Below are 21,715 nucleotides of genomic sequence, written 5' to 3'. Positions count from 1 at the left end.
ACAGCGATCGATGCCTCGACTGGTGTGAACGGCAGAGAGATCGACGTTCGTCAGGAGGCCCCGTGTTCGTCCGACGACGGTGGACCGCACTCGCCACCACCAGCATCCTGATCGCCGCTGTCCTGTCCCATCCCGGCCCCGGCGCCGCCGCGCCGGCCGCCCCCGCGCTCACCCTCGCCCCCACCGAGACCGCGCTGGTCCGCGTGCAGCTCGCCGACCGGGCCCAGCTCGACCGCCTGGTCGCCGGCGGCGCGGACCTGGCCAACCGTCCCCGCTCGCGGGACGGCAAGCTGATCGCCGACCTGGTCCTCACCGGCCGGCAGCTCGCCGACCTCACCCGGCAGGGCGCCACCGCCCTGCAGGTCGTACAGCGGGCCGACGACGGCACCCGGCGGATCGCCGAGAGCCGCCGCGCCGCCCAGGAGCGCACCCGCACCGGGCTGCGCGCGAGCGGCGCCGCCGCTGTCGACACGCTCCAGTTCCTCCAGGCGTACTGGTGGACCACCGGCGGGCGGACGTTCGTCCAGGCGCAGGTCGCCACCACCGCCAGCGACGACCCCGACGTGGAGATCACCGTCACCTGGCGTACCGCCGACGGCGCCACCGGCTCGTTCCCGCTGTACCGCTTCGAGGACTCGGGCGAATACCAGTACCACTACGCGCTGCCGCAGCCGGCGCCCGGCCGGCCCGTGCAGTTCACCGCCACGTCCAGCCTGGGCGGAACGAGCCGGCCGGTCACGCCGTCGCTCTGGCCGAACGCCTCCCCGCCGCCGCAGCCGGCCGGCTACCAGAAGGACTTCATCGACGCGTACCTGACGCCGGTGGACATCAAGGCCCGCATCGCCCGGCTCGGCCGCCAGTACCGCGACCTGGTCGACGTGATCGACCTGCCGAACAAGACGCAGGGCTACCGGCGCAACGCCGCCGCCTACCTGGGTGACCCGGCGGCCGCCGCCGTGGTGGTGGAGTCGGTCCGCTTCGGCGACCAGGGCATGAACGGCGTGCAGGTACGCACCGTCGACCCGGGCCGGCCGAGCCGGCCGCTGAGCATGCGCTACCGGGACCGGGTGCTCACGATTTCGCTGGCCACCGACCGGGCGGGCAAGGTGACGAGCACCACCGACGACGTGGCCGCCCTGATCAACGCGCCGCGCGGCGCCCGCTTCCGGGCCACTGTGGAGGAGGGCTCGGCCGGGCTGCCGATGCCGGTCACCGGGCCGGTACGCCTCGACGACGGGCTGCTGGGCACCGAGGTGCCGGCCCGGCCGTGGACCGTGCAGGCACTGCGCATCGGCAAACACCGTGACGGCTCCCGGATCGGCGTGCTGGCGTACTCGCAGGAGCACGCCCGCGAGTGGGCCACCCCGCTCGTCACGCTGGAGTTCGCCGAGCGGCTGCTCGCCAACGCCCGCACCGACGCGGCGACCCGCAAGCTGCTGGAGCAGGTGGACGTGTTCGTCATCCCGACGGTCAACCCGGACGGCGCGAACTACTCGTTCCACGACTACAACTTCCAGCGCAAGAACCTGGTCAACCACTGCGCCGGTGAAGCGCGGGACCCGAAGTACCGGAACATGTGGGGCGTCGACGTCAACCGGAACTACACGGTCGGATCCCTGTTCGACGGGTACGTGGGCGCGAGCACGAACTGCCTGGCCGGCAACTACGCGGGCACGGCGGAGCTGTCCGAGCCGGAGAGCCGCAACGTGATCGACCTGGCCAAGGCGCACCCGAACATCAAGTTCGCGATGAACGTGCACTCGTACGGCGGTTACTTCATGTGGCCGCCCGGGGCGTACAAGGCCGACGGGCGGGTGACGCTGCCGCGCCCGTCGATCGACGAGTCGACGCTGTTCCTGGCCAGCGCCCGGCGCATCGTCGGGGCCATCGCGGCCGAGCGCGGCACCGTCACCTGGCCGTCGCAGACCGGCCCGGTCGCCGACGTGCTCTACTCGGCGGCCGGCAACTCGGCCGACCAGCTCTACTACGAGCTGGGCATCTTCGCCTGGGACTTCGAGGTCGGCAACGACAGGTGGAACGAGGCCACCGGCCAGTGGGAGGGCGTCGGTTTCCAGCCGCCGTTCGACGAGGCGCACGGCGAGGCGCAGGAGTACGCCGGCGGCCTGGTGGAGCTGGTCCGCGTCGCCCGCGACTACGCGGCGAGCAACCCGGTCCGGCGCTGAGGGCAGGCGGTCCCCGGCCGGTGGAAGTCCGGCCGGGGACCGCGTCAGCCCTGCCCGTCCCGGTCCGCGGCGCCGAGGTCGCGGAAGACGGTGAGCGCGCCCGGGTCGTCGATGGTCGCCGGGACCGGCTCGTCGCGCCCCTCGACCAGGCCCCGCATGGTGCGCCGCAGGATCTTCCCGGAGCGGGTCTTGGGCAGCGCCGGCACCACAGTCACCCGGCGGAACGCGGCCACCGGGCCGATCCGCTGCCGGACCAGCGCGACCAGTTCGGCGGCGAGCGCGTCCGGGTCCACGTCGGCGCCGGCCTTGAGCACCACGTACCCGCTGGGCACCTGCCCCTTCAGCGCGTCGGCCACGCCGATCACCGCGCACTCGGCCACCGCCGGGTGCGTCGCCAGGACCTCCTCCATCGCGCCGGTGGACAGGCGGTGCCCGGCCACGTTTATGACGTCGTCGGTGCGGCCCATCACGTACAGGTAGCCGTCCTCGTCGAACCGGCCGCCGTCGCCGGTCAGGTAGTGGCCGGGAAACGTCGACAGGTAGGAGCGGACGAACCGCTCGTCGTCACCCCAGAGCGTGGGCAGGCAGCCGGGCGGCAGCGGCAGCCGGATCACGATCGAGCCGTCCGTGCCGGGCGGCACGTCCCGGCCCGCGCCGTCGACCACGCGCACGTCGTAGCCGGGCACCGGCACCGTCGGCGACCCTGGCTTGATCGGCAGCGGCTCCAGGCCGCGCGGGTTGGCCGCCACCGGCCAGCCGGTCTCCGTCTGCCACCAGTTGTCGACCACGGGTACGCCGAGCCGCTGCCCCGCCCAGGCCCAGGTGTCCGGGTCCAGCCGCTCACCGGCGAGGAAGAGGGTACGCAGCGCGCTCAGGTCGTACCGGTCGATGTGCGCGCCGTCCGGGTCCTGGCGGCGGATCGCCCGGATCGCGGTGGGCGCGGTGAACAGGGCCGCCACCCGGTGCTCGGCGGCGACCCGCCAGAACGCCCCGGCGTCGGGGGTGCCGACCGGCTTGCCCTCGTAGAGCACGGTGGTCGCGCCGGTGAGCAGCGGCGCGTACACGATGTAGGAGTGGCCGACCACCCAGCCCACGTCGGAGGCGGCCCAGAAGACCTCGCCCGGCTCGATGCCGTAGACGTTGCGCATCGACCAGCGCAACGCCACCGCGTGCCCGCCGTTGTCCCGCACCACGCCCTTGGGCCGGCCGGTGGTGCCGGAGGTGTAGAGGACGTAGAGCGGGTCCGTGGCGGCCACCGGCTCGCACGGCGCCGGTTCCGCGTCCGCCATCACCTCGGCCCAGGTCAGGTCGCGGCCCGGCACCAGCGGCGCCGGTTCCTGCGGGCGCTGCACCACCACGCACCGCTCCGGCGCGTGCCCGGCCTCGTCCAGCGCGGCGGCCAGGATCGGGTGGTACGGCACCACCCGGTCGGCCTCGATGCCGCAGGAGGTCGCCACCACCACCTTCGGCCGCGCGTCGTCGATCCGGACGGCCAGCTCGTGCGCGGCGAAGCCGCCGAATACCACCGAGTGCACCGCGCCGATCCGGGCGCAGGCCAGCATGGCGATCACCGCCTCCGGGACCATCGCCAGGTAGAGCAGCACCCGGTCGCCCCGGCCGACGCCGAGCCGGCGCAGCGCACCGGCGAACCGGGCGGTCTCGGCGAGCAGTTCGGCGTAGGTGAGCGTGCGGACCGTGCCGGTCACCGGGCTGTCGTGGATCAACGCGGGCTGGTCGCCACGCCCGGCGGCGACGTGCCGGTCCAGCGCGTTGTGACAGGTGTTCAGCACCCCGTCGGGGAACCAGCGGTACAGCGGCGCCGCCTCCTCGTCGAGGATGTGCTCCGGCGGGATGACCCAGTCGATGTCGGCCGCCGCGTCCCGCCAGAAAACGGCCGGGTCGGCGATGCTCCGCTCGTACGCTGATCGATACGCGCCCATGCCGTCATGCTGCGCCGCGGCGCACCGCCGGCACGACGGCCGGACGGGTCCGGTGCGCCGGAAGCACGGCCCGGCTCGCTGAACGGCCGCTCACGGCGGTGGGCGGTGGCCGCTCAGCCCAACGGGCGACGGATGAAGCCCGTGGGGCGGGGTAACCCAGCACGGTCCTGGTGGAGAGACGACCGGTGTCGCGGCGTACCGCGGCCGGGCACGCGGGCGGGCGGCGCGAAAGCCGCCCGCCCGCGCATCCCGGGGCAAACCGAGTTTGATCGACGACGGCTGTCGACTAGCGTGCGCAGGCGTGAAAACCAATCGGATCTTGCCGATCCTCCTGACCTGTGCCGTGCTGGGGCTCGCCGCGTGCGGCGACGAGAAGCCCTCGACCACGGCCGGGCCGGCGGCCACCTCGGCCTCCGCCGCCCCCTCGTCGGCTGCCCCCTCGCCGTCGGCGGCCGCCGTGAGCGACAAGGAACTCTGCACCGCCGCAGAGAAGATCAACAAGGACATGCGGGCGAAGCTCATGACCGCCGTGCAGTCGGGCGGCGACCTGACGAAGCAGACCGGCGCGATCCTGACCGAGCTCGGTGACCGGGTGACCCAGCTCGCCGGGACCGCCGGCGACGGCAAGGCGGCCACCGCCCTGAAGGAGTTCGCCGCGGAGGCCGCCAAGGCGGGCTCAGCCGCCGACCCGGGCACCGCCGCCGACAACCCCGCCATGGAGAAGGCCAGCAAGGACATCAACGCCGCCTGCAAGACGGCCGGCGCACCGACCACCTTCTGACGCCGACGCCCCTGTCGTCCGTCCGGCGCGCGCCGGACGGACGACAGTCACCTAGACGCCGGTCACCCAGTTCCAGGCGGAGACCACCCACTCGGTCTGCTGCAGGTACGCCACCCCCACGCCGACCAGGAACAACGCGGTGACCAGGTGAGCACCCTTGGCACTGCGGCGCACCCGGCCGAACTGCCGTTCCAGGATCAGCCGGCCGAGCAGCCGGGCCAGCGCGAACAGGCCGACCGCGGTGAGCAGGCTGAGCACGAACGTGAGCAGCGGCGCGATCAGGTTGCCCCTCCCGGAGATCGCCCAGATGCCCCAGCAGACGAACGCGAACAGGGCCCCGGCGGCGCTCAGCTCCCCGCCCTTGCGGGCCTGGGCGAGATGCCAGCTCATCGGCCGGCGCGGCGCCGGCTCACCGGCCCAGTCGCCGTGCTGCTCGACGGTGGGGAACTGCTCGGTGCGGGGCGTACGCCGCGTGCGCGGCTGACCGACCGCCGCCACCCCGCGCTGGAACGCGTCCCGCTGCGGGGGCACCACCCCCGGCTGGGGCGGCACCTCCACGGTGCGCTCGGCCCACGGCTGTGTCTGGTCCGCCATCCTCGTCCTCCCCCTCGGCCGATCCCGGCCTCGCTTCCGAGGGTAGCCAGCCCGCAAATAGGGTGCCGACCCCCATCGCGGTGCGATACACACGTGCCGTGACTGACGTGCTGGTATCCCGGGCTGAGGACTTCGACGACATCGCGGCGCTGCTGGCGCTGGCCTTCCACGGCGATCTCGACCCCGACGTGCAGGCGCTCGAACGCCCGATCTTCGAGCCGGACCGGTCGTTACTGGTCCGCGACGGCGGGACGGTCGTGGCAAACGCCGCCGCGTTCAGCCGCGAGCTCGCGGTGCCCGGCGCGAACGTGCCGGCCGCGCACGTGACGATGGTCGCTGTCGCGCCGACGCACCGGCGGCGCGGCCTGCTCACCGCGCTGATGCACCGCCAACTGCGGGACGTCCGCGACGCCGGCCGGGAACCGATCGCGGTGCTCTGGGCCAGCGAGGGCCGCATCTATCCCCGCTTCGGCTACGGGTCGGCGGCACCGCGGTACATGCTGTCCGTGGACACCACGGGGCTGCGCCTGCCCGCCCCGGCGCCCGCCGAGGGCAGGCTGCGTCTGGACCGTCCGGAGGCGCGCCGGGACGAGCTGGCCCGGCTGTACGAGCAGGCGCGCGCCGACCGCCCCGGCTGGTCCCGCCGCGACGAGCGCTGGTGGTCGTACCTGCTGGCGGACCTGAAGGCGCACCGGGGCGGCGCCACCGAACGCCGGGTGCTGCTGCACGAGGGCCCCGGCGGGCTCGACGGATATGCGCTCTACCGGACGAAGGACAGCTCGACGGCCACCGGCCCGCAGGCCGAGACGCAGGTCGGCGAGGTGGTGGCGCTGACGCCGGAGGCGTACACGGCGTTGTGGCGGCTGCTGCTCTCGGTCGACCTGACCCGGCGGCTGTCGTTCCCGATCGCGGCCCTGGACGAGCCGCTGCTGCGGCTGGTGGACGAACCCCGCCAGCTCTCCCCGCATCTCGCCGACGCGCTCTGGGTGCGGGTGGTGGACGTGCCGGCCGCGCTCGCCGCCCGGCGCTACGCCGCTGACGTGGACGTGGTGATCGAGGTCACCGACGAGCTGCTGAAGGAGAACACCGGCCGCTGGCGGCTGGTCGGCGGCCCGGACGGGGCGGAGTGCACGCCCACCACCGCACCGGCCGGGCTGGCGTGTGACGTACGCGCGCTCGGTGAGCTGTACCTCGGCGGCGCGAACCCGTACGCGCTGGCCGCCGCCGGCCGCGTCCGGGAGTTGCTCCCGGACACGCTGACCGCGCTGACGCCCGCCTTCACCTGGTACCGCGCCCCCTCCCCCATGGAGGTCTTCTGACCGCCCGCCCCGCCCGTTTTCCCCGTCGATCATGAAGTTGGCGGCGCGAACCGTCCGTTTCGTCCCGGCCAACTTCATGATCGCGCGGGCGCGGGCGCGACCCCGGCCGCGGGTGGGTCGGGGGCGGTACGGTCGGGGGATGGGTGAGGCGGAGCGACGGCGACGACGGCTACGGCATCACGGCGAGGCCGGCGCCCCGGCCGACAGCGCCGACGGCACCACGGCCAGCACCGCCCCCGTACACGACGACGTGACGCCCCGGGCCCCGCGCGGCGGCCGGCCGGGCGAGCCGGAGCCCCGCGGACGCCGCGCCGCCCCGACCGCCGAGGAGGGCGAGCGCGGGCTGCGCGGGCTGGTCGGCTCCGGCTCGTCGCAGGTGAGCGTCACCGCCGCGCTGCGGGCACGGGACGCCGCCCGCCCCACCGACGACGATCTCGCCGCGGCGGAGGAGCGGGTGGTGCTGATCCGGCGCAACTGGGTGCCCCGCGAGGAGCTGCCCCGCAACGGGCGGTGAGCCCGGCGGCGTCCGGTCAGGCGGGCAGCTCGGGCAGCTTGCGGCTCTGCTCGTAGGCGGCCACCTGCTCGATGCGCCGGCTGTGCCGGGGGTTGCCGGAGAACGGCGTGGTCAGGAACGCCTCGACCAGCGCGGTCGCCTCGTCCAGCGTGTGCTGCCGGGCGCCGATCGCGACGACGTTGGCGTCGTTGTGCTCGCGGGCCAGCTGGGCGGTCTCCACGTTCCAGGCCAGCGCCGCCCGGACGCCGGCGACCTTGTTCGCGGCGATCTGCTCGCCGTTGCCGGAGCCGCCGATGACCACGCCGAGGCTGCCCGGGTCACCGACCACCCGGTCGCCGGTGTGCAGGCAGAACGCCGGGTAGTCGTCGTCCGGGTCGAAGGCGTGCGGACCCACGTCCACCACCTCGTAGCCCTGCTTGGCCAGGTGGTTGGCGAGGTGCACCTTCAACTCGAAACCGGCGTGGTCGGATCCCAGGTAGACGCGCATACCGCGCAGTCTGACAGGCCCGCCTCCGGGCCGGCGAACCGGCGGCGACCCGGAGGCGGTACGTCACACGGTCAGTGCGGCAGCTCGGCCACGACCAGGCCGGCCCGCGCCTTCGGGGTGAACCAGGTGCTCTTGCGGGGCATCTTCTCCCTGGCCAGGTTCACCGCGACGAAGTCGTCGACGGTCACCGGCGCGACGAGCACCGCCAGCTCGGCCCGGCCGGCGTCGACCTCACCGACGAGCCAGCTTGCCGGATAGTCGCCGCCCACGTACGTGATCCGCTTGTCGCCCGGGTCGAGGCCCAACGCGTCGCGCAGCAGCAGACGCTCGACGAGCGCGTGGTCGAGGTTCTCCAGCCGGCCCGCGCCGACGTGCGGCAGCGTCACCGCGTACCCCCGGCCGCCGAGGTAGAGGCGCACGACGCCGCCGGTGGCCGGCACGTCGACCGGCCCGTCCACCGGGGTGATCTCCGCGCCCGCCGCGCGCAGCCGGTCGAGCAGCTCCTCCGGCGTGGTGGTCAGCTCGCTGACCAGCCGGTTGTAGGGCTGGATCGCGACCGACGCGGGCGTGGTGACCACCGCGAGGAAGCGCGGGAACCCGCCGGTCTGCGCGGCCAGGCTGCGGTGGTTGCCGTCCGCGACCACTAGCTCCCCGCCGCCCGCGAGCGTGGTCAGCTCGTCCTGCGCCGGGCCCGGGCCGAGCAGCCAGATGGCGTGCGTGCGACCGGACTGGTCGACGTCGGTCGCGGCGGGGGCCCCGGCCGCCTCGGTCGCCGCCGCGAGCGCGGCGTGCAGCTCGTCGCCCCTACCGGTCTGGAGCAGGAGTACGGGCGAGAGCAGGTGACCGAGCGCCTCGGCCAGGGCGACGCGCTCGCGCACCTTGGCGATGAACACGTCCTCGTTGCGGATCACCAGGCCCGGCTCGTCGGCGCGGGTGGAGATCTGGTCGGTGTCGACCATGGCCCACAGCCCGTACGCGCTCTCCTCGCCCGGCGCGCTGATCCGGTAGAGCACCACCACCTGCTCGGCCGGCGTGTAGCTGCCGTCCGCCTTCGCCTCGGCCAGGCGCGCCACCGCGTCCGGCAGCGCGTCGAGGAAGGACTTCCCGAGGCTGCCCGGCGCCCGGTGGGGCATCTCGATGCCCAGCGCGCTGTGCGGATTCGCCTCGACGATGGAGGTGATCTCCGCGTCGTCGGCGAACTCGTCGTAGTTCTGCGCGCCGGTGCCGCCAGTGGTGATCCAGGCCCGGTTGATCGGATGCACGACCGTCATGTCCGCTGACGCTACCCGGGCCCCGATCGCCCCCGCCGCCGGACTCACCCCCTTACCACCAGGTGAAAGGAAGGGCCCCCTGTTAACGCCTCCGGTAGAGGAAGGGCCCCTTCTTAACACCGGGAGGGCGGCTCAGGCGGTGGGGTTACGGTGCCGGCCCGGAACCGGACGGCGAGCCGGGGCGGCGGGGCGGGAGCCGGCGTTGAGGCGTACCGTCGTCGCGCCCGCGGCGGCGCCGGTACGCGACGGCGCCCGCCCGGGCCGGACGGTCTCGGCCGGCGGCGTCATCCGCGACGTGGCCACCACCCGGGCCACGCCGACCACGATCGGCGGGGCCAGCAGGTCGGCCACCTCGGCCGGGCCGGCCGGCCAGGCGCTCTCGGTCACCGACCAGTACGTCGCACCGGAGTCCTCGGTCGCCGGCTGCGGCGCGTCGTCGGACATGCGGCGGTGCTTAGCCATGGGAACGCCTCCAGGAGCTGCCGTGGTGCGGCCCCGCGTGGGCCGTCGGCTGGGACATCCGGTGAAACGAGCCCCGCACCGGCCCGGTGACGGGCGGGTGCGGGGCTCGGGGCGCTGCGGGTGTTAACAAGGGGCCCTTCCGCTACCGGAGGCGTTAAGAAGGGGCCCTTCCTTACCCCTCAGTCGAAGATGGGGCCCTGCTCGCGGGTGCGCTTCAGCTCGTAGAACCCGGGGGTGGCGGAGACCAGCAGCACACCGTCCCAGAGCCGGCCGGCCGCCTCGCCCTTGGGCGCCGGGGTGATCACCGGGCCGAAGAAGGCGACCTGCCCGCCGTCCGGGCCCGGCGCGTGGATCACCGGCGTGCCCACCTCGGTGCCGACCGGCCGCATGCCCGCCTCGTGGCTGGCCCGCAGCGCGTCGTCGTACTGGGTGGACTCGGCGGCGTCGGCGAGCGCCGGGTCCAGACCGACGTCGGTGAGCGCGCCGACCAGCATGTCGCGGCCCAGTTCCTCCTTGCCGAGGTGGATCCGGGTGCCCATCGCGGTGTAGAGCTTCGCCAGCGTCTCGGCGCCGTGCGCCTGCTCGACGGCGATGCACACCCGCACCGGACCCCAGCCCTTGACCATCAGGTCCTGGTACTCCTCCGGCAGGTCCCGGCCCTCGTTGAGCACGGACAGGCTCATCACATGGAACCGGATGTCCACGTCCCGGACCTGCTCGACCTCGAGCAGCCAGCGGGAGGTGATCCAGGCCCACGGGCACAGCGGGTCGAACCACATGTCCGCGGTGACACGTTCGGTCACGGTGTCATCCCTTCACGACAACGTCGCGCCGGGGATCCGGCGCGGTCACTCCCGATCCTCCACCCACGGCCGTATCGACCGGTACCGGAATGAGAGCGTGACCTCGACCACCGGGAGCGGTCCGTGCATGGAAGACTCGGTTCTCAGCGGGCCGTCACGAGCGGGCCGGGAAAGACCGGTGCCGCGGGGCGCGGCGAGACGAGTGGGATGGAGACGAACAGTGCCGGGAGTGCGCAACCTGACCCAGGTCGAGGCGACCGAGCGGGCCCGCCTGCTCGAGGTGACCGGGTACGACATCAGCCTTGACCTGTCGACCGCGGTGCAGCCCACCGGTCGCACGTTCCGCTCGGTGACCGAGGTCCGGTTCCGCTGCGCCGAGCCGGGGGCCACCACCTTCATCGAGGCGGCCGCCGAGTCGGTGCGTTCCGCCACGCTCAACGGCGAGCCGGTCGACCTGTCCGGCTGGTCCGCCGAGAAGGGCCTCACGCTGACCGGCCTGGCCGCCGAGAACGTGCTCGTGGTCGACGCCGACTTCGGCTACTCGAACAGCGGGCAGGGCCTGCACCGCACCGTCGACCCGGTGGACGGCGAGACCTACCTGTACAGCCAGTTCGAGACCGCCGACGCGCAGAAGGTCTACGCCTGCTTCGACCAGCCCGACCTGAAGAGCGTCTACACCTGGCACGCCACGGTGCCGGACCACTGGCGGGTCGTGTCGAACATGCCGGTGGCCCGCGAGGAGGCGGCCGGTGAGGGGCTGAAGACCGTGCACTTCGCGCTCTCGGAGCGGATGAGCACCTACATCACCGCGCTCTGCGCCGGGCCGTACCACGAGGTGCGCCGCAGCCACGACGGCATCGACATGGGCTACTTCTGCCGGGCCAGCATGGCCCCGCACATGGACGCCGACGACCTGCACCTGATCACCACGCAGGGCTTCGACTTCTTCCAGGAGAAGTTCGGCGTGCGTTACCCGCTGCCCAAGTACGACCAGCTCTGGGTGCCGGACTTCAACGCCGGCGCGATGGAGAACTTCGGCTGCGTCACGCACGCCGAGTCGCACTACATCTTCCGCTCGCAGGTCACCGACTTCGAGTACGAGCAGCGCGCCAACACGATCCTGCACGAGCTGGCGCACATGTGGTTCGGTGACCTGGTCACCATGCGCTGGTGGAACGACCTGTGGCTGAACGAGTCGTTCGCCGAGTGGGCCAGCCACTGGTGCAACACGCACGCCACCCGGTTCACCGACGCCTGGACCACGTTCCTGTCGATCCGCAAGAACTGGGGTTACCGGCAGGACCAGCTCTCCTCCACCCACCCGGTCTACTGCGAGATGCCGGACCTGGAGGCGGTCGAGGTCAACTTCGACGGCATCACGTACGCCAAGGGCGCGAGCGTGCTCAAGCAGCTCGTCGCGTACGTGGGCGAGGAGCCGTTCCTGGCCGGCCTGCGCGCCTACTTCGGCAAGTACGCGTGGGGCAACGCCACCTTCGACGACCTGCTGTCCGAGCTGGAGACGGCCTCGGGCCGGGAGCTGCGCAAGTTCGCCGCCCAGTGGCTGGAGACCGCGCAGGTCAACACGTTGCGCCCGGAGGTGACCATCGGCGCCGACGGCACGTACGAGCGGGTGGTGGTCCGGCAGGAGGCGCCGTCGGGGTACCCGACGCTGCGTACGCACCGCATCGGCGTGGGCCTGTACGACCTGACCGACGGCCGGCTGGTGCGCCGGGAGCTGATCGAGACGGACGTGACCGGCGAGCTGACCGAGCTGTCCGAGCTGCACGGCAAGCCCGCCGCGGACGTGCTGCTGCTCAACGACGAGGACCTCACGTACGCCAAGCTGCGGCTGGACGAGCGGTCGATGGCCACCGTGGTGCAGCACATCGCCGGCTTCGACTCGTCGCTGGCCCGGGCGCTGTGCTGGACGGCCGCCTGGGACATGACCCGTGATGCCGAGCTGTCGGCCCGCGACTACGTGGCGCTGGTGCTGGCCGGGCTGACCGCCGAGACGGACATCAACCTGGTCACGGCCACGCTGCGGCAGGCGAACACCGCGCTCACCTTCTACGCCGACCCGGAGTGGGCGCCGACCGGCTGGGCGGACCTGGCCCGTACCGCCCGGACCGCGCTGGCCGCCGCCGAGCCGGGCAGCGGTTTCCAGCTCGCCTGGGCCCGCGCGTACGCCTCGTCGGCCCGTTCCGGGGAGGACCTGGCGACGCTGCGCGGCTGGCTGGACGGCAACGGGGTGCCGGAGGGGCTGACCGTCGACACCGAGCTGCGCTGGACCGTGCTGCAGTCGCTCGTGGCCAACGGCGCGGCCGGTGCCGCCGACGTGGACGCGGAACTGGCCGCCGACCGTACCGCCAGCGGCGAGCGGGAGGCCGCGTACGCGTACGCGCTGGTGCCGACCGAGGAGAACAAGGCGGCGGTGTGGGCGCTGCTCACCGGCCCGGACGCGCTGCCCAACTGGCGCAACCGGGCGCTGCTGCAGGGCTTCACCCACGCGGCGCAGGTCGAGCTGACCGCGCCGTACCGGGAGAGGTACTTCGCCACCGTGGACCAGGTGTGGGCGCAGCGTGACAGCGAGCCGGCGCAGGAGTTCGTCCAGCTCGCCTACCCGGCGCACCTGGTCGAGGAGGACACGGTCGCGGCCACCGACGAGTGGCTGGCCCAGGACGGGCGGCCGGCGTCGCTGCGGCGGCTGGTGGCGGAGGGTCGCGACGGTGTGGTCCGCGCGCTGAGGGCCCGCGAGCGGGACGCCCGCAGCGCCTGAAATCAGGGGCGCGGCGGCCGGGGGCCGGCGTGGGTGGGAGCCCGTGCCGACCCCCGGCCGTTATCGTGTGCGGAGGAGGTGGACGTGATGGCACAACCGACCCACGAGTGGCGCCCGCCGGAGCGGCCGTGGCAGGAGCAGGACCTGTCCGACCTCCCCGAGGACGGAAGCCGCTACGAGATCATCGACGGGAGCCTGCACGTGACCCCACCCCCCGGGTACGGGCACCAACTTCTGGCCGACGAGATCCGATCGGCGCTCCAGGCCACTGCGCCGACCGGTTGGTGGGTCATTCGGGAGGCCGGACTCCGGGCACCTGTCGCCAATCTCATTCCGGACATCTCCGTGCTGAGGCCGAGCGCTCCCCCGGACGGCTTGTGGACGCACCCCTCGGATGTCGCGCTCGTCGTCGAGATCGAGTCATCCAGCAGCCGCCGGTATGACCGGCTGATCAAGCCTCCGCTCTATGCCGAGGCCGGCATCCCGCACTACTGGCGGGTGGAGCGAGGCGACTTCGGCCCGGTGATCTACCGCTACCAACTGGTCAAGGGTGTCCACTACAACCTGATGGGTACGGTCGGGCCGGATGACGCCGCCCAGCTCGACGAGCCGTGGCCCATGCGCCTGGATCCTTCTGCCTGGCCCCGCTGAGACGACGAGAAAGCCCGGCCCGCGCGGTGCGCGGGCCGGGCTTCGTCGTGTGCGGGGCGGGTCAGCCCTTGCCGGCGTGGCTGGCGAGCTGGTCGAGGCCCTGGATGATGCCGCCGGCCAGGTCGCCGCCACCGAAGGCGGCCACCATGGAGAGCGCGGCCAGCTTCGCGTACGTGTCCGGGATGCGCTTGCGCGCGTACCGGCCGGTGACGACCTCCAGCTGCCGCTGGTTGGGCGACACCGCGATCAGCACCGAGCGGTCGGGCTCGGCGAGCTGGCGGTGCAGCCGCTCGGCGTGCTCCCGGATCGGCTCGTCCAGCCCGCCGACGTAGACCGAGAAGACCAGGCCGGTGCCCTGGTCGGCGAGGCGCAGCGCCTCGTCGATGCGGAGCAGCTGACGGGTCGAGAACGGTCCGTCCAGCACGTCGGGCGGAGTGTCCGTCCCCGTCGTGGGCCGCGCTTCACCAACGGTCACTTGCGCCTCCGGTTCCACCGGCCGGCGCCTCCCGGCCGGCCTGCTCCTGCTTGCGGCTGGTCAACGCCGGCGCCTGCGCTCCGGCGGACAGCGCCGTGCCGGCCGAGTCGGCCAGCTGCTCCGGACGGCTCAGGAACCAGACCGGAGTGAAGTCGAAGGGCCGGCCCGGCCGGTAGCGCTTGGCGCCGCCACCGTTGCCACGGCTGCCCCCGACGGCCGCCAGGCCGGCGATCAGCAGCACCGCGGCGGCCGGGATGCCGACGAAGACCACCAACGTCTCGGTAACAGACAATCCCAACGCCCCCAGGCGGAAAGAGAGACCAGGAATGATTCGGGTCGGGTGACCGGTCAGGACCGGCCGCGCCGCACCTCACTTGTGATGTTCACGTTAGCGGAGTCGGTGGCCAGCCAGATTGCGGGGTGCTGATCCCATCCGCCACTCGAGTGCTCAAGCTGCGCGGCAGTGGCGACCAATGTCGCGTCGTCGCCGTACCGGCCGCTGAGCAGCACCCCGACCGGCAGGCCGTCGGGGGTGCGTCCGACCGGCAGGGAAACGGACGGATCGCCGGTGACGTTGAAGACCGCGCAGTACGGCGAGAAGCGCCGCTGCCTGTCGAAATCCTCTGCCGGTTCGAGGGCGGCGAGCGCGCCGACCGGCATCCGCGGGGCCGCGAGCGTCGGGCAGAGCAGCAGGTCACAACCGGCGGTACGGCGTACGCCGAGGCGTACCTGCGCCTGCAGCTCGCCGAGCGCGGCCATCAGCGTGGGGACGCCGAGGGCCGCGCCGCGCTCCCGCAGGTACCGGGTCAGCGGCAGCAGCTCGCCTTCCCGGTCGGGCGGGACCGGTGTGACCGCCAGCGCATACCAGAGGGTCTCGAACAGCGGCCACGCCTCGGGGCCGAGCGGCGCGGGGACGTCGACCACCTCGTGCCCGGCGTCGGTGAGCAGCGCGGCGGCCCGGTCGACGGCGTCGACGCAGTCGGGGTGGACCGGCTCGTCGGCGAGCATCGGCGTGGTGAAGCGGCCGACGCGCAGCCGGCCGGGGCCGGTGGCGCGGGCGGAGCGGGCGACGCCGAGGTAGCCGCCGGCGGGCGCGGCCGGCGGCAGGTACGGCTCGCCGGGCACGGGTCGCGCCAGCACGTCGAGCAGCGCGGCCACGTCGGCGACGGTGCGGCCGATCGGCCCGTTCACCGGCAGCCCGAAGCCGCCGAAGCCGAGTGGCCCGCCGGAGACCATGCCCCGGCTGGGTTTGTAGCCGATCAGGCCGCAGAGCGCGGCCGGGATGCGCAGCGAGCCGCCGCCGTCGGAGCCCTGGGCCACCGGCACCAGTCCGGCGGCCACCGCTGCGGCCGCCCCGCCGCTGGACCCGCCGGCTGTGCCCGCGAGGTCCCACGGGTTGCGGGCCGGCGGCGCCACCAGCCCCTCGGAGTACAGCGAGCAGCCCAGCTCGGAGGTGGTGGTCTTGCCGACGCTGACCAGGCCGGCGTCGGTCATGAGGCGGACCACGTCGGCGTCGACCGGCGGGACGAAGTCGGCGAAGGCGGCCGAGCCGAAGGTGGTGCGTACCCCGGCGGTGAGGGTCAGGTCCTTGATCGCGGTCGGCACGCCGTGCAGGGGATGCCGGTCCGCCGCCGGGACCGCGTCGGCCGCCCGGGCCGCCGCCCGCGCGTGTTCGGCGGTGACGGTGACGAACGCGCCGACGGTGTCGCCGAGCGCCTCGACCCGGCGCAGGTGGTGCTCGACCAGTTCCAGGCTGGACAGCTCGCCCCGGCGGACCGCGGCGGCCTGTTCCAGCGCGGTCAGGTCGTGCGGCTCGGCCATGCCGTCCATCCTGCCGGTCCGGCGGCCGGGAGGCCGGGCGACACGTCCGGCGGGTCCTGCGCAGCGCCGGGTGCGTCCGTCGACTCTAGGGCGACGACGGACGCACCCGCGCCGGTCTCAGCGGCCGAGGAACCGCAGCGCGTTGCCGCCGAGCAGCGCGGCCCGCTGATCGTCGGTGAGGAAGTCCGCCCGGTGCACCACCTGGCCCACCGGCCGCTCCCCCAGCGGGTACGGGTAGTCGCTGCCGAGCAGCACCCGCTCGGCGCCCATGGTGTCCACGAGCAGCCGCAGCGCGGCCGGCTCGAAGACCACCGAGTCGACGTGGAACCGGTCCACGTACGAGCTGGGCGGCGCGCTCGACGCGCCGCGTACCAGGTCGCCGCGGCGGTGCCAGGCGTTGTCGGCGCGGCCCAGCCAGAACGGGAAGCTGCCGCCACCGTGCGCGAAGCAGATCCGCAGCGTCTCCGGCACCCGGTCGAACACGCCGCCGAGGATCAGCGCCAGCACCGACAGGTGCGTCTCGGCCGGCATCCCGGTCAGCCACCGGGCCATCCACCGGTCCAGGCGGGGGCCGCCGGGCATGTCCCACGGGTGCACGAAGACCGGCGCGCCGACCTCGGCGCAGTGGGTGAGGAACTGCACGATGCCCGCGTCGTCCAGGTCCCGGTCGCCGACGTGGTTGCCGATCTCCACCCCGGCGTGCCCGGCCGCCAGGCAGCGGTCCAGCTCGGCGCAGGCCGCGTCCGCGTCCTGCAACGGCACCTGGCAGAACGGCACCAGCCGGTCGCCGCCGGCCGCGGTGACCTCCAGCGTGAGGTCGTTGAAGATCCGGGCCACCTTGACCGCCTGGTCGGCCGGACGGTCGTAGCTGAAGAAGACCGGGGTGGGCGAGACGACCTGCACGTCCACGCCGTCGGCGGCCATGTCGGCGAGCCGGGTCGGCGCGTCCCAGCACTGCGCGCCGATCGGGCGGAACTCCGTCTCCCCCACCATGATCATGGCGGCGCGCTCGGAGTCCACCCGCAGCCAGGGCCAGCCGGACCCGCCGCACGCCGCGGCGAGGTCCGGCCACCCCTTCGGTACGACGTGCGTGTGCACGTCCACGACCGGCATCGACACCGGCGTCAGCCCTTGCCCGGGTGCAGCGCGCCGCAGTTGTCGCAGGTGCGGGCCTTCTCGTCGGCGTAGAACGCGGCGAAGACCGGGGGCAGGTCGGCGGCGATGTCGCGGACCTGCAACTCCACCTCGTGCACCTTGTGGTGGCACTCGGCGCAGTACCACTGGAACTTCTCCAGCGTGCCCTCCTCGCGGACCCGCTCGATCACCATGCCGATCGAGCCGGCCTCGGGACGCTGCGGCGAGTGCGGGGTGTTGCGCGGCAGCATCCACATCTGGCCCTCGCGCACGTGCACCGTACGCGGCCCCTCGGGCAGCATCAGGTTGACGTGCATGTTGCCCTTGACCTGGTAGAAGAACTCCTCGTACGGGTCGACGTGGAAGTCCGTGCGCTGGTTCGGGCCGCCCACCACCATGACGATGAAGTCGTCGCTGCCGGGCAGCATCTCCTTGTTGCCCACCGGGGGCTTGAGCAGGTGCTGGTTGTCGCCGATCCAGCCGGAGAAGCTGAACGGCTCGGCGATCTCACTCATGGGAACCTCCCGACGGAAGAAGGGCGACGGCCTGCATCTCGATCAGCAGATGCGGGTGCGGAAGCTGGTGCACGGCGACTGTGGTCCGGGTCGGGCCGGTGGCGTCGAAGAACTCGGCCCACACCTGGTTGTAGCCACCGAAGTCGTTCATGTTGACCAGGTAGCTGGTGACCTGCACCAGGTCGCCGAGGTCGGCGCCGACCGAGCGCAGCAGGTCCCGGATGTTCTCGATCACGGCCCGGGTCTGCTCCCGGATGTCCAGGTCGGTGGTGCCGAGATCGTCCACCGACACCCCGGCGAACGTGTTGTCCGGTCGGCGCGACGACGTACCGGACACGTAGACGAATCCGCCGGCCACCTTGACGTGCGGGAACGCGCCCCGCGGCACGGCCTTCCCGGCGACCACGCGGGCGGTCATGGGAGAGCCTTCAGGGAGGCGGAACCGAGCTTCTCCACAGTGGCGCGGACGTGCGCCCCGGGGCGCAGCGGCACCGCGGCGGTGGCCGCGCCGGCCAGGAACACCCAGCCCTTGCGCAGCCGGACGCCGTGCCGGCCGGCCAGCCGCAGGCCCTCGTCCAGCGCGCGGCGCGGGTCGCCGAGGATGGCCGCGGTCGAGCCGACCTGCGCCACCCGCCCGTCGATCTCCAGCAGCACGCCGAGGTTGTCCAGCCCGTCCGGCACCGGCGCCCACGGGCCGACCACGAACGCGGCGGCCGAGGTGTTGTCGGCGACCACGTCCGGCAGGGAGAAGGTGAAGTTCGCGTACCGGGAGTCGATCAGCTCGATCGCCGGGGCGACAGCGCGTACCGCCCGGGTGAACGAGCCGACCGGTTCGCCCGGGTCGGGCAGCCGGTCCAGCAGGAACGCCACCTCCGGCTCGACGCGCGGGTGGATGAAGTCACCGACGTCGACGGCGCCGCCGTCGGGCACCCGCATCACGTCGGTCAGCCGGCCCCAGATCACCTCGTCCACGCCGACCTGCGCCATCTTCGCCTTGCTGGTGAGGCCCATCTTCAGGCCAACCAGCCGCTCGCCCCGGTCGAGGCGGCGCTTCACCAGCGCGGTCTGCACCGCGTACGCGGCGTCGACGTCGAGGCCGGTCTCGGCGGCGAGCTGCGGGATCGCGGTGGCGGTGTCGGCCGCCGCGCCCAGCTTCTCCGCGACGCCGGCGATGTCCGGCCCGATCATGAGGTCTCCTTGCTCGCCAGGTCCAGTGCCACGTCCACGATCATGTCCTCCTGGCCGCCGACCATCCGGCGACGGCCCAGCTCGACCAGGATCGAGCGGACGTCCACGCCGTACTTGGCCGAGGCCCGCTCGGCGTGCCGCAGGAAGCTGGAGTAGACGCCCGCGTACCCCAGGGAGAGCGTCTCCCGGTCCACCTGGACCGGCCGGTCCTGCAACGGGCGGACGAGGTCGTCGGCGGCGTCCATCAGCGCGAACACGTCACAGCCGTGCTTCCAGCCGTGCAGCTCGGCGACCGCGACGAAGACCTCCAGCGGCGCGTTGCCCGCGCCCGCGCCCATGCCGGCCAGCGACGCGTCCACCCGGACGGTCCGCCCGGACGGCGAACCCAGCGGGCCGTCGCCGAGGATCCGGCCGTGCTCGACCGCCAGCACGCTGTTCGCCACACCCAGGGACAGGTTGTGGTGCGCGTGGATGCCGATCTGCGTCTCCGGCTCCAGCACCTGCCGGTACGCGTCGACGCGCTGCGCCACGTCCGACATCAGCAGCCGCCCGCCGGAGTCGGTGACATAGACGCAGTGCGCGCCGTACGACTCCATCAGCTTGGCCTGCGCGGCCAGCCCGGCCGGGTCGTTGAGGTGCGACATCATCAGGAACCCGGAGACGTCCATGTCGTTCTCGCGGGCCCAGGCGATGTGCTGGGCGGAGATGTCCGCCTCGGTGCAGTGCGTGGCGATCCGGACGCTCGTCACGCCGAGCGCCTTCGCCGCCTTCAGGTCGGCGATGGTGCCGATGCCCGGCAGCAGCAGCGTGGTCAGCCGCGCGGTGGTCAGCACCTCGGCCGCGGCGGCGATCCAGTCCGCGTCGGCGGCGGCGCCGTGCCCGTAGTTGACGCTGGAGCCGGCCAGGCCGTCGCCGTGCGCCACCTCGACAGCGGCCACACCGGCCGCGTCGAGCGCGGCCGCGATGGTACGCACCTGGTCGACCGTGTAGCGGTGCCCGATGGCGTGCATGCCGTCGCGCAGCGTCACGTCCTGGATGTAGAGGTCGGTCATCGGGGTGCCCCCTCCGGGGAACGCAGCGCCACCAGCCGCTCCGCGGTGCGCAGCGCGGCCGACGTCATGATGTCGAGGTTCCCGGCGTACGCGGGCAGGTAGTGCCCGGCGCCGGAGACCTCCAGGAACACCGACACCTGCAGGCCGGTGAAGTGCCGGCCGAGCACCGGCGCGTACGTGTCGACGGCGTCGAACTGCACGTCCTGCTTGAGCCGGTAGCCGGGCACGTACTCCTGCACGGCGGCCACCATGTCGGCCACCGAGGCGGCGATCTTCACCCGGTCGGCGTCGGCGTCCGGGCACAGGCAGTAGACCGTGTCGCGCATCAGCAGCGGCGGGTCGGCCGGGTTCAGCACGATGATGGCCTTGCCGCGCTCGGCGCCGCCGACCACCTCGATCGCCCGGGCGGTGGTCTCGGTGAACTCGTCGATGTTGGCCCGGGTGCCCGGACCGGCCGACTTCGAGGCGATCGAGGCGACGATCTCGCCGTACGCGACCGGGGTGACCCGGCCGACCGCGTGCACGATCGGCACCGTCGCCTGCCCGCCGCAGGTCACCATGTTGACGTTGGGCTCGGCCAGGTGCTCGTCGAGGTTCACCGGCGGCACCACGTACGGGCCGATCGCGGCCGGGGTCAGGTCGACGACCGTGCGCCCGTGTGCCCGCAGCACCTCGTCGTGCCGCTTGTGCGCGCCGGCCGAGGTGGCGTCGAAGACGAGCTGGACGTCGGCGAACTCGGGCAGCGCGACCAGGCCGTCGACGCCCTCGGCGGTGGTGGTCACGCCGAGCCGGCGGGCCCGGGCCAGACCGTCCGAGGCCGGGTCGATGCCGGCCATCGCCACCATGCGCAGGCTCTCACTGAGCCGCAGCACCTTGATCATCAGGTCGGTGCCGATGTTGCCCGACCCGAGCACCGCCACTCCGACAGTCATGACGTTCCCTCCGTCGAGAAACAGGTACGCACCGAACCGAGCCCGGAGATGCGCGCCTCGTACGCGGCGCCGGGCGTGACCGGCACCATCGGGCCGAGTGCGCCGGAGAGCACCACGTCACCGGCCTTGAGCGGGTCGCCCGCCCGGGCCATGGTCGCGGCCAGCCACTGCAGCGCGTGCAGCGGGTTGCCGAGGCAGGCCGCGCCCGCGCCGACCGAGACCGGCTCACCGGCGTGCTCCAGCACCATGCCGCACAACCGCAGGTCCACGTCGGCGAGCCGCCGGGGCGCGGTGCCGAGCACGAACAGCCCGCTGGAGGCGTTGTCCGCCACCGTGTCCACGATGGAGATGTCCCAGTCGGCGACCCGCGAGTCGACGATCTCGATGGCCGGCAGCACGTGGTCCACCGCCCGGATCAGGTCGACAGTGGTGACCCGCTCGTCCGGCAGGTCCGCGCCGAGCACGAAGGCGATCTCCGCCTCCACCCGCGGCTGGAGCAGCCGGTCGATCGGCACCTCGACGCCGTCGCCGACGGCCATGTCGTCGAAGAGCACCCCGAAGTCGGGCTGGAAGACGCCGAAGCTCTCCTGCACGGTCCGCGACGTCAGGCCGATCTTCGCGCCGACGCGGCGGTGCCCCTTGCCCAGCCGTTGCCGGGTGTAGACCTGCTGCACCTGGTACGCGGCCTCGACGTCGCCCTCGGGCAGCAGCCGGCCGCGCAGCGGCGGGCAGGGTTTGCCCTCCTGCCGGGCCACCGCGAGTTCCCGGTTGGCGGCCTCGATGTCCACGGTCATGGCGGTTCCTCGCTTACGTCGCT

General features: G+C 73.2%; 21 protein-coding genes and 1 pseudogene. 6 read left to right on the top strand and 16 right to left on the bottom strand.

Going from position 1 to position 21,715, the window contains the following annotated elements:
• The first annotated feature begins 62 nt into the window (after positions 1 to 62).
• The gene (locus HA073_RS20405) at positions 63 to 2,183 is read left to right on the top strand and encodes a zinc carboxypeptidase (RefSeq protein WP_166457064.1); all 2,121 of its coding nucleotides are present in this window, start codon (positions 63 to 65) and stop codon (positions 2,181 to 2,183) included.
• A 44-nt stretch (positions 2,184 to 2,227) separates the two neighbouring features.
• Here the strand turns inward: HA073_RS20405 and HA073_RS20400 are convergent.
• Positions 2,228 to 4,189 (bottom strand): annotated as a pseudogene (locus HA073_RS20400) (propionyl-CoA synthetase); the annotation flags it as partial.
• A gap of 235 nt (positions 4,190 to 4,424) precedes the next feature.
• On the opposite strand from HA073_RS20400, the gene HA073_RS20395 reads away from it, so the two are divergent.
• A complete protein-coding gene (locus HA073_RS20395; protein ID WP_104115239.1) occupies positions 4,425 to 4,904 on the top strand; it encodes a hypothetical protein in 480 nt (159 codons plus the stop codon).
• Positions 4,905 to 4,955: 51 nt separating this feature from the next.
• On the opposite strand, the gene HA073_RS20390 is transcribed toward HA073_RS20395, so the two are convergent.
• On the bottom strand, positions 4,956 to 5,498 hold the full coding sequence (locus HA073_RS20390; RefSeq protein ID WP_069087304.1) for a hypothetical protein: 543 nt from the start codon (positions 5,496 to 5,498) through the stop codon (positions 4,956 to 4,958).
• A gap of 98 nt (positions 5,499 to 5,596) precedes the next feature.
• Here HA073_RS20390 and HA073_RS20385 point away from each other — a divergent pair, with 98 nt between their 5' ends.
• Positions 5,597 to 6,817, top strand: coding sequence for a GNAT family N-acetyltransferase (locus HA073_RS20385; RefSeq protein WP_274476633.1), 1,221 nt, complete (start codon positions 5,597 to 5,599; stop codon positions 6,815 to 6,817).
• Between the two features lie 139 nt (positions 6,818 to 6,956).
• Positions 6,957 to 7,331 (top strand): hypothetical protein, encoded by a 375-nt coding sequence (locus HA073_RS20380; RefSeq protein WP_043328934.1) that lies wholly within the window; start codon positions 6,957 to 6,959, stop codon positions 7,329 to 7,331.
• 16 nt (positions 7,332 to 7,347) lie between these two features.
• On the opposite strand, the gene HA073_RS20375 is transcribed toward HA073_RS20380, so the two are convergent.
• From HA073_RS20375 to HA073_RS20360, 4 genes are all read right to left on the bottom strand, one after another.
• Entirely contained in the window at positions 7,348 to 7,818 is a 471-nt protein-coding gene (locus HA073_RS20375; protein ID WP_043328932.1) for a ribose-5-phosphate isomerase, read from the bottom strand.
• Between the two features lie 71 nt (positions 7,819 to 7,889).
• Positions 7,890 to 9,089, bottom strand: coding sequence for a DUF1015 family protein (locus HA073_RS20370; protein ID WP_043328930.1), 1,200 nt, complete (start codon positions 9,087 to 9,089; stop codon positions 7,890 to 7,892).
• Between the two features lie 132 nt (positions 9,090 to 9,221).
• Complete coding sequence (locus HA073_RS20365) at positions 9,222 to 9,551, bottom strand: hypothetical protein (protein WP_064448642.1); 330 nt, start codon at positions 9,549 to 9,551, stop codon at positions 9,222 to 9,224.
• Positions 9,552 to 9,730: 179 nt separating this feature from the next.
• Entirely contained in the window at positions 9,731 to 10,354 is a 624-nt protein-coding gene (locus HA073_RS20360) for a DSBA oxidoreductase (protein WP_043328926.1), read from the bottom strand.
• 229 nt (positions 10,355 to 10,583) lie between these two features.
• On the opposite strand from HA073_RS20360, the gene pepN reads away from it, so the two are divergent.
• Positions 10,584 to 13,130: an aminopeptidase N gene (gene pepN / locus HA073_RS20355; protein ID WP_166457061.1), complete on the top strand. Its 2,547-nt coding sequence runs from the start codon at positions 10,584 to 10,586 to the stop codon at positions 13,128 to 13,130.
• A gap of 87 nt (positions 13,131 to 13,217) precedes the next feature.
• On the top strand, positions 13,218 to 13,781 hold the full coding sequence (locus HA073_RS20350) for a Uma2 family endonuclease (protein ID WP_166457060.1): 564 nt from the start codon (positions 13,218 to 13,220) through the stop codon (positions 13,779 to 13,781).
• Between the two features lie 61 nt (positions 13,782 to 13,842).
• On the opposite strand, the gene HA073_RS20345 is transcribed toward HA073_RS20350, so the two are convergent.
• The 10 genes from HA073_RS20345 to HA073_RS20300 all read right to left on the bottom strand — a co-directional run bounded on the left by HA073_RS20345 (position 13,843) and on the right by HA073_RS20300 (position 21,692).
• The gene (locus HA073_RS20345) at positions 13,843 to 14,256 is read right to left on the bottom strand and encodes a DUF5130 family protein (RefSeq protein WP_030502180.1); all 414 of its coding nucleotides are present in this window, start codon (positions 14,254 to 14,256) and stop codon (positions 13,843 to 13,845) included.
• Positions 14,243 to 14,530: a hypothetical protein gene (locus HA073_RS20340; RefSeq protein WP_043328923.1), complete on the bottom strand. Its 288-nt coding sequence runs from the start codon at positions 14,528 to 14,530 to the stop codon at positions 14,243 to 14,245. The genes HA073_RS20345 and HA073_RS20340 overlap by 14 nt, the downstream gene beginning before the upstream one ends.
• Before the next feature lie 74 nt (positions 14,531 to 14,604).
• Positions 14,605 to 16,077, bottom strand: a complete 1,473-nt coding sequence (locus HA073_RS20335; protein WP_166457059.1) for an amidase — start codon at positions 16,075 to 16,077, stop codon at positions 14,605 to 14,607.
• Positions 16,078 to 16,194: 117 nt separating this feature from the next.
• The gene (locus HA073_RS20330) at positions 16,195 to 17,196 is read right to left on the bottom strand and encodes an amidohydrolase family protein (protein ID WP_176722732.1); all 1,002 of its coding nucleotides are present in this window, start codon (positions 17,194 to 17,196) and stop codon (positions 16,195 to 16,197) included.
• Between the two features lie 5 nt (positions 17,197 to 17,201).
• Positions 17,202 to 17,726, bottom strand: a complete 525-nt coding sequence (locus HA073_RS20325) for a 3-hydroxyanthranilate 3,4-dioxygenase (protein WP_030502185.1) — start codon at positions 17,724 to 17,726, stop codon at positions 17,202 to 17,204.
• Positions 17,719 to 18,144 carry a RidA family protein gene (locus HA073_RS20320; protein ID WP_043328920.1) on the bottom strand — a complete coding sequence of 142 codons (426 nt, stop codon included), beginning with the start codon at positions 18,142 to 18,144 and terminating at the stop codon, positions 17,719 to 17,721. Before HA073_RS20320 ends, HA073_RS20325 begins: the two co-directional genes overlap by 8 nt.
• Positions 18,141 to 18,914 carry a 2-keto-4-pentenoate hydratase gene (locus HA073_RS20315; RefSeq protein ID WP_166457058.1) on the bottom strand — a complete coding sequence of 258 codons (774 nt, stop codon included), beginning with the start codon at positions 18,912 to 18,914 and terminating at the stop codon, positions 18,141 to 18,143. The genes HA073_RS20320 and HA073_RS20315 overlap by 4 nt, the downstream gene beginning before the upstream one ends.
• Entirely contained in the window at positions 18,911 to 19,966 is a 1,056-nt protein-coding gene (gene dmpG / locus HA073_RS20310) for a 4-hydroxy-2-oxovalerate aldolase (RefSeq protein WP_166457057.1), read from the bottom strand. The genes HA073_RS20315 and dmpG overlap by 4 nt, the downstream gene beginning before the upstream one ends.
• Entirely contained in the window at positions 19,963 to 20,898 is a 936-nt protein-coding gene (locus tag HA073_RS20305) for an acetaldehyde dehydrogenase (acetylating) (protein ID WP_043328915.1), read from the bottom strand. Before HA073_RS20305 ends, dmpG begins: the two co-directional genes overlap by 4 nt.
• On the bottom strand, positions 20,895 to 21,692 hold the full coding sequence (locus HA073_RS20300; RefSeq protein ID WP_043328913.1) for a 2-keto-4-pentenoate hydratase: 798 nt from the start codon (positions 21,690 to 21,692) through the stop codon (positions 20,895 to 20,897). The genes HA073_RS20305 and HA073_RS20300 overlap by 4 nt, the downstream gene beginning before the upstream one ends.
• Positions 21,693 to 21,715: the final 23 nt, after the last annotated feature.

Source organism: Micromonospora sp. CMU55-4 (assembly GCF_011602315.1).
Lineage (GTDB): Bacteria > Actinomycetota > Actinomycetes > Mycobacteriales > Micromonosporaceae > Micromonospora > Micromonospora chalcea.
Note: the sequence above shows the minus strand (reverse complement) of the source record. Positions and strands in the feature narration are given on the sequence as shown.